Source organism: Shewanella sp. GD03713, assembly GCF_029843705.1.
GTDB lineage: Bacteria > Pseudomonadota > Gammaproteobacteria > Enterobacterales > Shewanellaceae > Shewanella.
In genome coordinates this window covers 3114219-3128683 of the sequence record NZ_JAOCIW010000001.1, presented here as the reverse complement: position 1 = coordinate 3128683, position 14465 = coordinate 3114219, and the positions used below count along the sequence as shown (strand labels likewise).

Here is a 14465-nt window from a genome sequence, read left to right as displayed (position 1 = left end):
GCGAGTTGTGCCTTGTTCACTTAATCACTGAATTGAATACTAAGATGACACTCACTGTCACGGAATGCGATATGACTGACAATCCTGCTGTTCTTCAAGCCGATGCGACACAAACTGGCCGTGGTGATAACCTCGCTCAAGCAGGCTTTGACCCGCGTGAGCAAGCCGCGCTTCATGCCTTGGCGGCTAAGGTCAGCCATGCCTTTGTGACTGGTGCGGGTGGTTTTTTGGGTAAGGCCATTTGCCTACGTTTGGTCGCGGCTGGGATTAAGGTGACTGGTTTTGCCCGTGGCCATTACCCTGAGCTTGATGCCTTTGGTGTGACTATGGTGCAGGGGGATTTAGCCAATCCTGAGCAAGTCAAACAGGCGATGCAGGGCTGCGATATCGTGTTCCATGTGGCCTCAAAAGCGGGTGTTTGGGGCGACAGAGACAGTTATTTTTGCCCCAATGTGAAGGGCGCCGCTAATGTGATTGCTGCTTGTAAAGCGCTTAAAATCAGTAAATTAGTCTATACCAGCACCCCTAGCGTGACCTTTGCGGGCGAGGATGAATCCGGTATCGATGAATCGACGCCCTACGCCAGCCGCTTTTTAAATTATTATGCCCATTCCAAGGCGATTGCCGAGAAGATGATGCTCGATGCCAATCAAGCATCGATAACCGCATCAGCATATGCCTTAAAGACAGTCGCCCTGCGGCCGCATTTGATTTGGGGACCCAATGATCCGCACCTGGTGCCTCGGGTGCTCGCCCGTGGTCGTTTAGGTAAGCTCAAGCTGGTGGGGCGCGAGGATAAACTGGTCGATACCATATATATCGATAACGCTGCCTATGCTCATATTCTGGCGGCCGTGGAGCTTTGCCAAGTCTCCCCTAAATGCCAAGGGAAAGCCTATTTTGTCAGTAACGACGAGCCTGTGACTATGGCCAAGATGCTGAACCTCATCCTAGCCTGTGATGGGCTGCCGCCTGTGACCGCGCGGGTGCCACAGACCCTAGCCTATGTGGTGGGCGCTGTGTTAGAAACGGCGTATCGACTGCTGAATAAGCAAGAAGAGCCGATCATGACGCGCTTTGTCGCTAAACAGCTTTCCTGTAGCCATTATTTCGATATCAGCGCGGCAAAACGAGATTTAGGTTATCGTACACTGGTGACAATAGACCAAGGTATATGTCGATTAAAAGCTTCGTTATAGATGTTTGATTATTAAATAGAAATGTAAAAATGAATGCGTTTAAATTTGATTGGTTAAACGCATTCCATTTACTGACTAAGAGTATTTTCTTATCGCAATGTCACACAGTTTGTTATATATTTTTTCAATTTGTAATTGACTATTCATGTTTGTATGGAAATGAGAGGAGAATAAATTAGTTTCAGATTGTAAGAAATTATCATTCTGTAGTTCAAGTGCATACTGCATATATTCTTTCCAATTGCTAAATCTACGTTCCTCTGGGACTATGTTACTTATATGCCCATAGTTTAATGTCACTACGGGTAAGCCATTTATTATTGCTGTTTGAGAGCTTGTGCCTCCACCAATTCTTTTAGGATTCAAATAAACATCAGCCATCAAACAAACAGATGCTAAGTCATCTTGAAATCCAATGTTTATCACTTTTTTTCTATCAATTAATTCAGCGTCAAAATTACTTGAAAGACTAAAACTGTCTGTACCAGAGAAAATAATATGTGCATTTTCGTTGCTTTTAATAAGACCGTTGCAAATTTCGATAAACTCAGGGGTTACTTCTCTATCCATCCTAGTGCTTACTACTAAATAAATGAAAGAATTATTATCCAGACCCAATTTTTCTTTTGAGGCGGGAATGTCAGCCTTTCCCTCTGGAGTGACCAACATATTCTCGAGCATAAAGTCATTATGTTCATATTTAGATGCTAGCTCTCTATGGTTATCATCGAAAAGGCTCCCAGGAACAAAATAGCTATCGCAGTGTGCAAATGGGACTACACCACCAGTGGTTGCAAATATCGATGGGTAAATTCCAAATATAGCCTCCTGAACTAAAAGATTTTCACCATGTGAAATAACTGCATCTGTATCTAATGATTTAAGAGTGTCTAAAATATCTAATACCTTTCTTGATGACATCATCTGTTTCTCAATAGATATTATTTTAATTTTCTTATCTTTAAATTGCATATAGTTAATATTTAGCTCTGATGTTCCATTTAAATCTTTATTGACATTAAATCCTGTGGGGTTTATTAATCCAAGAGTATTGTGATAGTTGAATCCATTTGAATTAATGATTGTTACATTACAATTATGATAAGTTTCTAAGTGGCATGCAATGTTGAAAGATTCTCTGGTTGGGGAATGTCTCATTCCAAGAATTTGTGGACTTAATATGACAATGTTTTTAACCTGATTAACATTTTTTTTGTTTTTATATTTATATAGTTTTAACCAATTATTCATGTCATTAGATAAATTTTTAAAGATATTTCTTAATGATGTTGTATTAACCGGGGTTGAGTTTGTAAATAAACGATTTCCAATATTCCAATATATCTCGTAAAAGCTTTGAGGTGACATGTTTGGTGGGCATGAATTGATAATTTTTTCTAAAAATCTAGAGTTTTTTGTTAAGTCAAATAAAAAGAAGTACAAGGCATTTAAGTTGTCTATCGGTGGTTGATTTGTAAGATAGTGTTGTATCACTTGTTCTTTATTGTACTCATCAATCTGTTCATAAGCCGATTTTAACGTGCTCAAGTATGAAAAAGATTCGTTATCTAATTTAGCTTCGATAAATATTAAATCTATAGTAAGAATTATGTCATTTGAAAAATTCATTAAGTTTCCCTATTTTAGTGATTTTTGTAAGGTAGGCATATTTCCGTCATTCCGCACCTAATTTTCGATTTAAAAAAACTTGACGGCGATCGGCCATTCTGATCTATTACTACTTTTTGCAGGTAGATCATTATGGCCACTCCCGCTATCGCTATTCGTAACCTCGACCACCTTGGTTTGGTCGCTGCACTCTGCCAAGAACTCGGCATTGCTCGCATGATTGATGCGGTGCTCCCCAAAACGCCGCCCTACAAAGTTTCACATGGTGAAGCCTTGGTGGCGATGATTCTGAATGGTCTTGGCTTTCATAGCTCCACCTTGCACATGTTCCCGCAATTCTTTGCCAACAAGCCTGTAGAGCGTCTGATTGGCCCTGGGATCTGTGCCGATGACCTAAATGATGACGTGCTCGGCCGCTGCCTTGATGCCCTCTTTGAGGCCGATGTCAGCACGCTTTATCAGGTGATGGCGGAACAGGTCGTCGAGCGATTGGAGCTCAAAAGTACCGCAGTACACCTCGATATCACCAGTTTCCACGTCGATGGTGCCTATGACCAAGTCGATGGCGAACAGCTCGGTAAGTTGCAATTGGTACGGGGCTACAGCCGCGACCACCGGCCAGAGCTAAACCAGGTTATCCTGGAACTTATCTGCGAAAATCAAGCCGGCCTGCCCATTTATATGCAAGCCTTGAGTGGCAATAGTAATGATACCAAGGCCTTTGCCCAGACCGTACGGCGCCACTTGAGCAGTCTCAAGGCCGCGCAGGAGAGTCGTTATCTGGTCGGCGATGCGGCGCTGTATTGCACCGACACCTTGCAACTACTGGCACAACAGCAACAGTTGTTCGTGACTCGTGTGCCTGTCACCCTCAATGAGGCCAAGCGAGCCGTGGCAACCATTGGCACCCAGTCGCTGGTTGCGCTGGGCAATGGCTATCATGGCTGTTGGCAAAGCGCCAATTATGCCGACGTCGCGCAGCGTTGGTTGCTGGTGCGCAGCGAACAGGCTAGCCACCGTGAGCAGCAAACATTAGCCAAAAACCTACTGAAAGACAGCACGCGTGAGCTGAAAGCCTTTGGCAAATTATGTGCTCAGCGTTTTGCCTGCGAGGCCGATGCGCAGGCTGAATTAGCCCGTTTTGCAGCCAACTTAAATCTGCTGCAACTGGAAGCAGAGGTCGTGAGTGAACCTCTCTATGCTGGGCGCGGAAGGCCGCAAAAGGGTGAAGTGCCGGTGAGCTACCAATTTCACATCAAGGGGTTAGCCGCAAGTAGCTTGGCGCGGGTAGCAGAGGCACGCAACCAGACTGGGGTGTTCATCCTCGCGACCAATGATCACAGTGAAACGCTCACCATGGCTGAGCTGTTGGCAATCTATAAAGCCCAGCAGAACGTCGAGCGTGGGTTTCGCTTTCTGAAAAGTCCCGAATTTTTAACCTCGTCGTTGTATCTTAAAAAACCAGAACGTATCGAAGCATTACTGATGGTGATGACCTGTAGCCTGATGATTTATGCGGCGCTGGAGCACCGTATCCGGCAGGGCTTAGTAGAGCAGAATCGCAGTGTGGCGGACATGAAAAAGAAACCCACGCAAAAACCAACTGCGCGCTGGATCTTTTTACGCTTTGGCGGGGTACACGAGTACCAGTTAGGAGAGGCGCCACCTCAGGTCACGGGGCTAACGGCCGACCAGCAGATCATTCTCGACGTGTTAGGTGAACGCTATCGGCAAATTTATTCCTAAATCAGGTGCGGAATGTCGGATATTTGATAAATTTTTATACTATTTTTCTGCTTAATTGTACATAGTTTTATGTTTTGTTGGGAAAATTTTGGTATGGTTCAGTGTTAGAAAAGTTAAACTCAGAATTCAGATAATAACTGATCCTAATTGTGCGATATATCATGCCGAAAATCTTGCAGTGTCAAGCGTTACCACAATTTGGTGGCAGAGTCAGACGTGGCAAGGCTCAGACTAGGATGTGAACTCAATACTACTCTTAGAAACAGCACGAGTGCAGCAAACGATTATTCTAAACATATATGGTCAGTTATTTAGTGTCGTTTGATTATTAATCAATGACTATTTACCTCTTTCAAAATATTTCTACTGTATCATTGTTTGAGATGATACATGCATTGTGTATTTGATAAGTGTTTTGTGTATATTTACTTTTTCAGTTGCATTACAGGAATTCACTCTATAGTTAGGGAATATTATGAGTTGTGGTGAATGTAAAACGTCAATTTTTAGGCAAAAAATAGGTCGCTGTAAACGCTGCATGTGGCAGTTGACGCTGCTATCGCTTATCGGTTGGCCTTTGTGGTGGTATCTCTACAGTGACGCTCCTCGAGAGGTCAACTCCATCGCCTTACTGTTTTTCTGCTTAGCCTTTAGTGGCCTGTTGTTACTGCATCTTGTGGTATTAGTCGCGCGCCGTCTGCTCGGGCGTGAGTAGTTTTTCACTTCCCATCGAATCTCCTTTTTATCCTTTGTGGTGAGCGGTCACACTCGCCATTTACACTATTTCAAACGGCCATGCTTGCCCGCGAACTTTTTCATTTTCGCTTAATGCTCAAGTGTTACACAGTGCGCTGAAACAGCTCGCTTTTTATCGTCTTAGCGAAAAATACTGTCGATTGGTGCTGAGGCGTGATGAGTGATGAGCTCACGCGATTATTTTACTCCGTGATCCCGTGAGTGTTAGGGCTAGGCTTAAATCTGAACTGAGTACCATAAATACTCTGATGATAAGGGTTCGTGTAACGAGTTTTTTTGGCTGATAAGTATGGATTTAAACAAATTTTAATCTGACATTTTAAGGTTTTTACCCTGTTTCACTGTTTTTGGTATCGCCAAGTACTAAGATCGAATATGGCGATGGAGCCGAGAAAACTCGGTATTTTTTTAGGTTTTAGGGAGTGTTATGGAGTTTTTAACCACGCTATTTGTGGGTTACCCGATATGGGTTTGGTTAATGTTTTTTGGCTTTGTGTTGGCATTGTTAGCCTTCGACTTAGGTGTGCTACACAAAGAGCAGCACGAAATTACCGTGGCAGAGAGCCTTAAATTATCGGCCTTTTATATTTGTATGGGTCTGTTGTTCGGCGCTTGGTTATGGTGGTATAAGGGCTCGACTGCGGGGATGGAATACCTCACGGGTTACCTTATCGAAAAATCCTTATCTATGGATAACGTCTTCGTTATCGCGCTTATTTTCAGTAGCTTAGGCATTCCCCGTTTGTATCAACACCGAGTGTTATTCTGGGGGATCATGGGCGTTATCGTGCTACGTGCCATTATGATTGGTCTAGGCGCGGCGCTGGTAGCGCAATACCAAGGCGTGTTGGTGTTATTCGGCCTGTTCTTGATTTTCACTGGTATTAAGATGCTCTTTTCCGATGATGAGCATGGAGATATCCAAGATAATAAGTTTTACAAATGGTTACGCTCCAAAATGCGTTTTACGCCAAGCCTTCATCAAGAGAAGTTTTGGGTAAGGGGAGAGGAGCATCAACTCAGCAAAGGCTGGTGGGCAACGCCTCTATTCTTGGCGTTGATATTAGTCGAAACCGCGGATCTGGTGTTTGCGGTGGACAGTATCCCGGCAATTTTTGCGATTACCCAAGATCCCTTTATCGTCTATACCTCTAATATCTTTGCTATTTTAGGTCTGCGGGCATTGTATTTCGCCCTCGCGGCTATGGTGCATCGTTTCGAGTACCTCAAGTATGCGTTGTCGGTGGTGTTGGTATTTATCGGCGTAAAAGTCGGACTGGTATACTTTAATCACGAAGGCATTGTGGACTTTAAAATCCCAACAGCCTTATCCCTTGGCGTCACCTTCGGCCTCTTGCTGGCGGGGGTATTATTCTCCCTGTGGAAGACGCGCGAGCAGAAGTAAGTTAATGTTTTTCTATCTAAAACTGGCGCCATAGTGCGCCAGTTTTTATTCGGTCATCCCAAAGATGGATTGTGAATTGCCTAGGTTATTGGCCGATGAAATAATTTCTATTTGCGGTTTTTAGGTTTGGTAAAAGTGCGCAAACTGTTCTATTTTTCGTATAGACAGACGTTTGGCTCGGGCTTTCTTTCTACCTGAGTAATCGTTCGCCTAACAGCGCACTGAGCCAAATATAAAGAGTCTGTTTTCATCAATTTTGCACTAATAACAATAAATTATTAGCACCATCAACTTTGTGGCTTAGCTCATTATCTGCCGGAATGGGGCGACAGTTTGGCTCATTCTGAGATGTTGACCATTACGCCACGCCATCATTACAAATAATCGAACAAATGACAGCGAGCCAGGCCGTTAATGCCGAGGTTCGTACGAGGAGAAAGATCATGTCTATGGTGAGTGCGAAGGAATTTGCTCATTGGCTAAAGAAACGCTTCGAGGGTGTTGAAAAGGGCGTGAGTTTAACTCGAGAAGATATTAATCAGCTGACCGGACGCCAAAATTTTTCATTGGTGTTTGTCCATGATATTCACTACGAGTTGATGCGTTTTGGCATTGCCTTTGTGACAGACACGGGGCGCGATACTTATTATCTTGTGCGGGTTTTCGATAAACCTTGGCGCAATCAATTGGAGCAGGACTCTGAAAAGGAGCTGTTCTCTAACGTAGTGTCGATTAATTTACTGCGTTAAGACGGCAATTCGTGGCATTTATCAGTGCAATTTTGCTTGAGGTGGTGAGTGCTTTCGACGCACCACAGCGCGCTGCTGCGCAACCTCGACAGCCCCTGTTGCATAAGGATTAACAGGGTTAATAAATCGCATCTTTGCGTGACTTCCTGTCTACTAAGTTCGTTACACTCTCCCTCTTTACACTTAAATCCGCCGTGAAAAGTGCAAATTCGCTTGTTCTTCGGCATGGATTTTCCTAAGGTGATTGAAAATGATTTTCACTGAGGCCCCCTATGAATACCCATTTGCAATTACAGGTTAAGCATTGGCTCGAAAATGACCCAGATCCCCGCACTCAGGCACAACTGCAAGCCTTAATCGACGCCGGAAATGACGCCGAACTCGAGGCACGTTTTGCGGGACGTTTAGAATTTGGAACCGCCGGATTACGCGGTGTGGTGGGCGCAGGTCCTATGGGCATGAATCGCTTGGTTATCCGCCAAACATCAGCAGGACTTGGTGCCTATTTGCTCGAACAAATTAAAGATGCCGCCGAGCGCGGGGTCGTAATTGGTTACGATGGCCGCCATGATTCACGCACTTTCGCCCATGATACCGCCAGTGTGCTCACCGCGATGGGCATTAAAGTGCGCCTCACTGCCAAAGTGGCGCCAACGCCGCTGGTGGCCTTTGGGGTTAAGCATTTTAATGCCGCCGCCGGTATTGTGGTGACCGCCAGCCATAACCCGCCACAATACAACGGCTACAAAGTGTATTGGGAAAACGGCGCGCAGATTATCCCGCCCCATGACTCAGGTATCGCCGCTCAAATTGAGCTGGCGGCAACCCAAGCAATTCCGTTTATGGATCAGGTGGAGGCAACCAAACAAGGCAAGCTTATCTGGTTGCAGGACGATTATTACGAAACCTATCGCCGCGGCGTGATGCACGCCAATGTGCTGCAAAATAACACCGCGCCCGAAAAAGTCAGTCTTGCCTATACCGCGATGCACGGTGTGGGTGCTGAAATGGCGGAAACCGTGCTCCAAGACGCAGGTTTTACCCAAGTGTATTCGGTGGCGGCGCAGCGCGAACCTGATGGGGATTTCCCAACGGTTAATTTCCCGAATCCGGAAGAAAAGGGTGCGATGGACTTAGTCATCGCCGAAGCGAAAAAGCATGGTGCCATGCTAGCTTGTGCCAATGACCCCGATGCCGACAGATTCGCTGTTGCAGTACGTAAAGGTGATGGCGAGTATCAAATGCTAACGGGCGACCAAGTGGGCGTGCTCTTTGGCCATTATCTGTTAAGCCATGCGAGTAAGGAGCAACGTCTGGTGGGCACCACTATTGTGTCCTCCAGTTTGTTATCTAAAATCGCCAAAGGCTTTGGCGTTGAAAGTTATACCACGCTCACTGGTTTTAAATGGCTGATGAATGTGGGGATTGCGCAGAGTCAGCCTGATAATCAATTCCTGTTTGCCTACGAAGAGGCGCTGGGTTACACCGTCGGTAACATGGTGTGGGATAAAGACGGCCTGTCGGCCCTAGTCGCCTTCGCCCAATTAACGGCCGAGCTTGCCGCAAAAGGGCAAACCATTTGGGATAGGCTCGAGCAGATATACCGCGAGCAGGGTTTCCATCTCAATGCTCAAGTTAGCATTGCCTTAAAACCCGACACGCCCAATATCGGCGCCTATCTGCGTGAACATCCGCCGCTGGCAATTGGTGAACATGCCGTGGTGTCGACCGATGATCTCAAGGCGTTAGAGCGCCGCTTTGCCGATGGCAAGGTTGAGAAAATCAAGCTGCCCGCCAGTGATGTATTAACCTACCGCTTAGCCAATGGCGCGCGGGTGATAGTACGGCCGTCGGGCACTGAGCCTAAAATCAAGTGCTATTACGAGGTGGTCGAGCCAATGACGGCGCAAGACACCTTGGCCTGCGCCCAAGCGCGGGCAACTCAGGCGATGGAGGCGTTTATTTCAGCCCATCAGGCGAGCCTACCTAAATAAGCGCTTTTAGCGCACTCAATAAAATCAGCTTCACTCAAAGGCTACTGACATGATGTTGTCAGTAGCCTTGTTTTATTCTTGTTGTCGTCCGCTGGTGAATAACATTTATAACATGATGAATCATCGGCATTTTTCAACAAGGAGAAAGTGAAAATGTTATCAATTGCACCGTTAGTCTGGGGTGAAATTCCTGTCAGTGATATGGATCGTGCCATCGCTTTTTATCAACAACATTTCGGCGTTGAATTTAAACGTGACGATATGGAAGACATGCAATACGCGACGCTGGTAACAGAGGAGGAAGGCGCCGCCAGCATTGGCCTCGTTAAATACAGCATGAGTAAACCGTCGATGGAAGGTAGCACTGTATATCTGCATTTTAGTGCACAATTGCAACCTTTAGTGGATAAACTCGTGGCCGCCAATGTGACTATGCTATTGCCTGTAACACCTATCAAAGACGGCGGTTGTGGCTACATCGCCCTGTTCGTGGATAGCGAAGGCAACAAGGTCGGCCTCTGGTCGCAAAATCAGTAATGTAAACTCTGCAGAGTCGTGCCTTGGCACGGCTCTCGGTACTGATGTTTAGTACTGATGTTTACGCCGATCTTTAATTCGAGTGGATACTGTCAGTTCTGCGGATAAGAGCGATATGCAGTAAGGTCTCGCGATAGCCTTAAACAAGCAACAGCAAATTTCAGTGATGAAGGTAAAGGATAATGGAACAGGTTTTTATGGCGGCTCAACCTATGCTTGGGCTGAGTACGCGCACCAACAATAGCACCGAAATGGCGGGTGAAGGCGGCAAGATTGCAGCGCTTTGGCAGACATTCTTTGAATCATCACAACTCACGGCGATGCTCGACTCTCCCATGTATGGGGTTTACTACGACTATGAATCCGATATGACGGGAGACTATTCGGTTTTAGTGGGGAAAAGCGTTGAGTCTGTCAGCGAGACCGGCCCTTTTACGGCGTTGCAGCTACGAGAAGGAAAATACCTTAAGTTCAGTGCACAAGGGGAAATGCCCCACTGTGTGGTTGATCTTTGGGGACAGATTTGGCGCTACTTTAGTGCACCTGATTGTCCGCATCAGCGTGATTATCAAACGGACTTTGAGGTCTATCGAAGCGCCGATAAGGTCGAGATTTATATCGGGATCGTGTAGGCCGAATCCATAACGCTTTGCCTGTACAGTATCGCTTGGGCGGGTAAGCTTTAGCGGTTAAGATCCCTAAACTTTCGCTGCAAAGCCAATTTGAGGTGTGATTACTGTCCATGCGCCGTGCCGACCGCCTATTCCAAATAGTGCAAATTCTTAAACATCGACGATTAACGACCGCCCAAGAGCTGGCGGATCGTTTAGAAGTCTCGACCCGCACCGTATACCGCGATGTGCAGGATTTGTGTTTGAGCGGCATTCCCATTGAAGGGGAGGCGGGCGTGGGCTATCTATTGCGCCACGAAGTGAATGTGCCACCACTGATGTTTAACGAGGCCGAATTAGAGGCGATTCAAGTCGGCATGCGTATGGTGCAAACATGGGGCGGCAAAGAGCTTGGCAGTGCGGCGCGTCAGGCGATGATAAAAGTGGAAGCCGTACTCCCTAAGCGCTTGCAAGCCTATCAATCCTTGATGTTTTCGCCGGATTTTTATTTAGATTCCAACGAGTTTCAGTTTCTCGACCCGCTGCGTAATGCGGCCCAGCGCCGTGAGTACGTCAAACTCTTCTATCAAGATGTGAATAAAGCCCTGACCGAGCGCGAAGTGCGGCCGCTCGCCATCTATTTTTGGCGAGGCACTTGGACCTTGCTGACCTGGTGCGAATTACGCCAAGATTTTCGCAACTTTCGGGTCGATCGTATTACAGGATTGTTAAGGCTTAACCGCCATTTTGAACCGACGCCGGGGCAGGAATTAGAGGATTATATTTGCTTGATGGACGCCCAGATGCGCGAGCGTGAAGCCGAAAAATAAAGCCACTCATTGAGTGGCTTTATTTTGATTACTTTATGAATCTTGCTTAGAAACTGCCGCGGATCCCGAGGGCGATTTGGGTGCCAAAACGCTCTAGGTAATTCACTTGGTCCTCATACTTCACATAACCCGAATAGCGGTTATTGGTCAGGTTCGAAGCCTCGGCGAAAATCGACACATTTTCGAAAATATCATAACTCGCGCTAGCATCGAGCTGACCGTAGTCTTGGATCCAAGCTGGACCACCCCAAGCTTCGGGATCGACCAGGAACTTACTGCGCCAGTTATAGGCAACCCTGGCCTGCAGACCGTATTGCTCATAGTAAAGGACGGCGTTGTAAGAGTTTTTCGACATGCCCTTGAAGGGTAAGCCTTTCGCATCGATTTCGGGATCATCATAGCTGCTGTCCACATAGGTGTAGTTCAGCTGGAAACCTAAACCATTAAAGGGCTCTGGCAGGTATTCGTCGAGGGATTGCTGCCATGCGGCTTCCACCCCTTGCACTTTGGCGCCGTACTTACCCGATACGGGTTGAGTGACATAATATTCAGTCCCCTCAACCATTTGAGGCCCTTTGTCGTCGGTGATAAAGGATTCAATGTCCTTGATAAAAATGGCACCGCTCAGTGAGCTACTCTCGTGGAAATACCATTCGAGGGAGATATCCCCTTGGCGCGCCTTTTCAGGGGCGACGCTTGGGTTACCGCGTGTCAGTGTCGGTAAGCCATTCTCACGGGTCGTGAAACTCGGTGCAGCCCACACTCGCAGCGCATAGAGTGATGGGCGGCTTAACACTTCGGCGGCGGAGACACGTAGCAGCAAGTCATCCTGCAGATTGAGCTTAAAGTTCATGCTCGGTAACACATTGGTATAGCTATCGTCGTAACTGGTTTGAACAACGTTTTTCCAATCATTGTTGGTGGGTTGGCCGGCACTGTCTAATTCAACCTTAGCCAAATCGTAGGCATAACCGTCGGAGGTGACTTTAGTCTGGCTCGCTCTGAGGCCTAAGTTCAACATATACGGCAGATCGAAAATTTCCTCTTCAATATTCACCTGCACATAGGCGGAGGTCACCGCTTCTGTGACTTCATAGCTGCCAGCCTTATTGAGGCTAGCGACAATGCTCTTATCCGCCGCTTCTTGGTTAATGCTGCGGTAGTATTCAAGCAGTTTGTCGTAGTCGAAGCTTGGCCATGGCTCTGGGGAGATGCTGTTTTCACCATCGAGGAAGTTATCGAAGTTGGCGGGCACAAATACGCTCGAAGGAATTTGGAACAGTTCAAATTCGCCTTGAGTAAAGACAGTGCTGTTATCGAAGGTATAACCGTCGCGGGTGAGGTAATAACCACCACGGCTGAATTGGCTGGAGTTAGCGGAGGCAAATTCGGTCTGCTTCTTCACTTGCTTGACATAATTGACGCCAAAATCGACCTTGCTGATGATGCCTTCATCGGGAATGTATTGGCTGATAAGTTTGATGTCAGTAATTTTATCGTCGACATCGACGCCACTGTTACGGCTATAGTGGGCGCCGTATTTTTGATCGGCGCTCAGACCTGGGCTGATCACCACATCGGGCAGCATATTGCCACGGGTGTAATCGATGTCGATACCATCGACAAAGCCACGGGCAACCACGAAGCGGTTATCGCCATTATTGGCATTTTGCGCGGCGGAGTAGGCGACATCGGCGGTAATCGACCAATTGGGCATAACATACCAGTCGGCCTTAAGGCCCATTTGGTAGGTATCGGTTTTTCTTGGGGTACTGAGGTTGAGCAATTCAACCATAGTGTTGTCACCCGTTTGGTTCATGCTCACCACACGGCCCTGATCGTCAAATATGGCGTCGGTAAATAGCGGTGTGCCCGGCGTCCATTCTTCGTCGTAGTTCACGAAGCCGATTTGGTATTTATGGCCATCGGTGTTGTAGCGTGAATAGAGACCGTCGAAGTTAATGTCGAGATTATCCAGTGGGCGCCATTGCAGGGCGAGCGTGCCACCTACGCGTTCACGCACGTCTTGGGCGTTCGCAAAATACATATAGCTTGGGATCTTAGAGGCATAAATCTCACCTGGGTCGATCACGCCGTTATTGTTGGTATCGACCGGCACCCCGGCACTGTCGACGCCCCAGCCTTCATCTTCATCGAAGAAGCCTTCGGCCGAATAGGTGTCAGCCCGCAGTGTCTTACGGGAATATACCGCCGAGACCAGCGCACCAAAACTATCGTCATCCGTCTTATCACCGATGATCAGCGAGGCGTGGGGGTGAATATCCTCAGTACGGGACTCGTAAATCCCCTTGGCGGAGGCTTGAATGGTACGGCCTTCTAAATCCAGCGGTTTACGGGTTTGGATATCGACGATAGCGCCAATGCCACCTTCGGTCAGTCTGGCTTCGGGTGACTTATACACCGCCAGCACGTTTACCAGCTCCGAGGCGATGGTGTCGAAGTTAAAGTCTCGGCCCGCATTTTCTGAGGCCAATTTACGGCCATTGAGGGTGGTGACGTTATAACCATCGCCAAGGCCGCGAACCAGAATATTTTGCCCTTCGCCGCCGTTACGGGTAATGGTCACCCCGGGAATACGCTGTAGCGCCTCGGCTAAGTTTTCATCTGGAAATTTACCAATGTCATCGGCGACTACAAGGTCGACCACGCTCACGGCATTCTGTTTTAGGAACATCCCTTCCTTAATACTGTTTCTGATCCCTGTTACCTGAATGCGTTCGACTTCGGCATCCTGGGCTTGCGCAGTGTCCTTCGCTTGAACTTGCTCTTTCGTTTCGGTTTGTTGCTCTGCTGGTATTTCATTGGCAGCGCTGTGAGTTGCTGTCAGAGCCGCTGCGATGGCTAGGGCAATCGCGGCAGGCTTGGTGGTTAAGAGTTTCATAGTATCCCCGCATGAGTGTGATGCACGGTCGTTGCCGTGTCTTTTAATACAATTTCGAAAGCGAAAGAAACTGCGAAAACCTTTCGAAGTCTTATTTATAGCGTTAA

General features: G+C 47.1%; 11 protein-coding genes. 9 read left to right on the top strand and 2 right to left on the bottom strand.

Annotated features, from left to right (window positions below):
- Positions 1–71 precede the first annotated feature (71 nt).
- Complete coding sequence (oleD, locus tag N5E87_RS13855; RefSeq protein ID WP_069454655.1) at positions 72–1199, top strand: 2-alkyl-3-oxoalkanoate reductase; 1128 nt, start codon at positions 72–74, stop codon at positions 1197–1199.
- A gap of 75 nt (positions 1200–1274) precedes the next feature.
- Here oleD and N5E87_RS13850 read toward each other — a convergent pair whose 3' ends face one another.
- Positions 1275–2828 (bottom strand): hypothetical protein, encoded by a 1554-nt coding sequence (locus N5E87_RS13850; RefSeq protein WP_249555828.1) that lies wholly within the window; start codon positions 2826–2828, stop codon positions 1275–1277.
- A gap of 132 nt (positions 2829–2960) precedes the next feature.
- Here N5E87_RS13850 and N5E87_RS13845 point away from each other — a divergent pair, with 132 nt between their 5' ends.
- From N5E87_RS13845 to N5E87_RS13810, 8 genes are all read left to right on the top strand, one after another.
- Positions 2961–4574: an IS1634 family transposase gene (locus N5E87_RS13845; protein ID WP_218558478.1), complete on the top strand. Its 1614-nt coding sequence runs from the start codon at positions 2961–2963 to the stop codon at positions 4572–4574.
- Positions 4575–5049: 475 nt separating this feature from the next.
- A complete protein-coding gene (locus N5E87_RS13840; RefSeq protein WP_069454657.1) occupies positions 5050–5289 on the top strand; it encodes a DUF3624 domain-containing protein in 240 nt (79 codons plus the stop codon).
- Positions 5290–5757: 468 nt separating this feature from the next.
- On the top strand, positions 5758–6735 hold the full coding sequence (locus N5E87_RS13835; protein ID WP_011717593.1) for a TerC family protein: 978 nt from the start codon (positions 5758–5760) through the stop codon (positions 6733–6735).
- A gap of 443 nt (positions 6736–7178) precedes the next feature.
- Positions 7179–7484, top strand: a complete 306-nt coding sequence (locus tag N5E87_RS13830; RefSeq protein WP_055646780.1) for a hypothetical protein — start codon at positions 7179–7181, stop codon at positions 7482–7484.
- Between the two features lie 272 nt (positions 7485–7756).
- The gene (locus N5E87_RS13825; RefSeq protein ID WP_086902524.1) at positions 7757–9478 is read left to right on the top strand and encodes a phospho-sugar mutase; all 1722 of its coding nucleotides are present in this window, start codon (positions 7757–7759) and stop codon (positions 9476–9478) included.
- 153 nt (positions 9479–9631) lie between these two features.
- Entirely contained in the window at positions 9632–10015 is a 384-nt protein-coding gene (locus N5E87_RS13820; RefSeq protein WP_086902525.1) for a VOC family protein, read from the top strand.
- A 182-nt stretch (positions 10016–10197) separates the two neighbouring features.
- On the top strand, positions 10198–10647 hold the full coding sequence (locus N5E87_RS13815) for a GyrI-like domain-containing protein (RefSeq protein WP_086902526.1): 450 nt from the start codon (positions 10198–10200) through the stop codon (positions 10645–10647).
- A 110-nt stretch (positions 10648–10757) separates the two neighbouring features.
- Positions 10758–11456, top strand: coding sequence for a YafY family protein (locus tag N5E87_RS13810; RefSeq protein WP_011623290.1), 699 nt, complete (start codon positions 10758–10760; stop codon positions 11454–11456).
- Positions 11457–11502: 46 nt separating this feature from the next.
- On the opposite strand, the gene N5E87_RS13805 is transcribed toward N5E87_RS13810, so the two are convergent.
- Positions 11503–14358 (bottom strand): TonB-dependent receptor, encoded by a 2856-nt coding sequence (locus N5E87_RS13805; RefSeq protein WP_086902527.1) that lies wholly within the window; start codon positions 14356–14358, stop codon positions 11503–11505.
- Positions 14359–14465 lie beyond the last annotated feature (107 nt).

Coding starts and splice junctions, on each gene's coding strand:
- N5E87_RS13815 (WP_086902526.1), top strand. CDS start 10,198: ATGGAACAGGTTTTTATGGCGGCTCAACCTATGCTTGGGCTGAGTACG.
- N5E87_RS13825 (WP_086902524.1), top strand. CDS start 7,757: ATGAATACCCATTTGCAATTACAGGTTAAGCATTGGCTCGAAAATGAC.
- N5E87_RS13830 (WP_055646780.1), top strand. CDS start 7,179: ATGTCTATGGTGAGTGCGAAGGAATTTGCTCATTGGCTAAAGAAACGC.
- N5E87_RS13810 (WP_011623290.1), top strand. CDS start 10,758: ATGCGCCGTGCCGACCGCCTATTCCAAATAGTGCAAATTCTTAAACAT.
- N5E87_RS13820 (WP_086902525.1), top strand. CDS start 9,632: ATGTTATCAATTGCACCGTTAGTCTGGGGTGAAATTCCTGTCAGTGAT.
- N5E87_RS13850 (WP_249555828.1), bottom strand. CDS start 2,828: ATGAATTTTTCAAATGACATAATTCTTACTATAGATTTAATATTTATC.
- oleD (WP_069454655.1), top strand. CDS start 72: ATGACTGACAATCCTGCTGTTCTTCAAGCCGATGCGACACAAACTGGC.
- N5E87_RS13845 (WP_218558478.1), top strand. CDS start 2,961: ATGGCCACTCCCGCTATCGCTATTCGTAACCTCGACCACCTTGGTTTG.
- N5E87_RS13835 (WP_011717593.1), top strand. CDS start 5,758: ATGGAGTTTTTAACCACGCTATTTGTGGGTTACCCGATATGGGTTTGG.
- N5E87_RS13805 (WP_086902527.1), bottom strand. CDS start 14,358: ATGAAACTCTTAACCACCAAGCCTGCCGCGATTGCCCTAGCCATCGCA.
- N5E87_RS13840 (WP_069454657.1), top strand. CDS start 5,050: ATGAGTTGTGGTGAATGTAAAACGTCAATTTTTAGGCAAAAAATAGGT.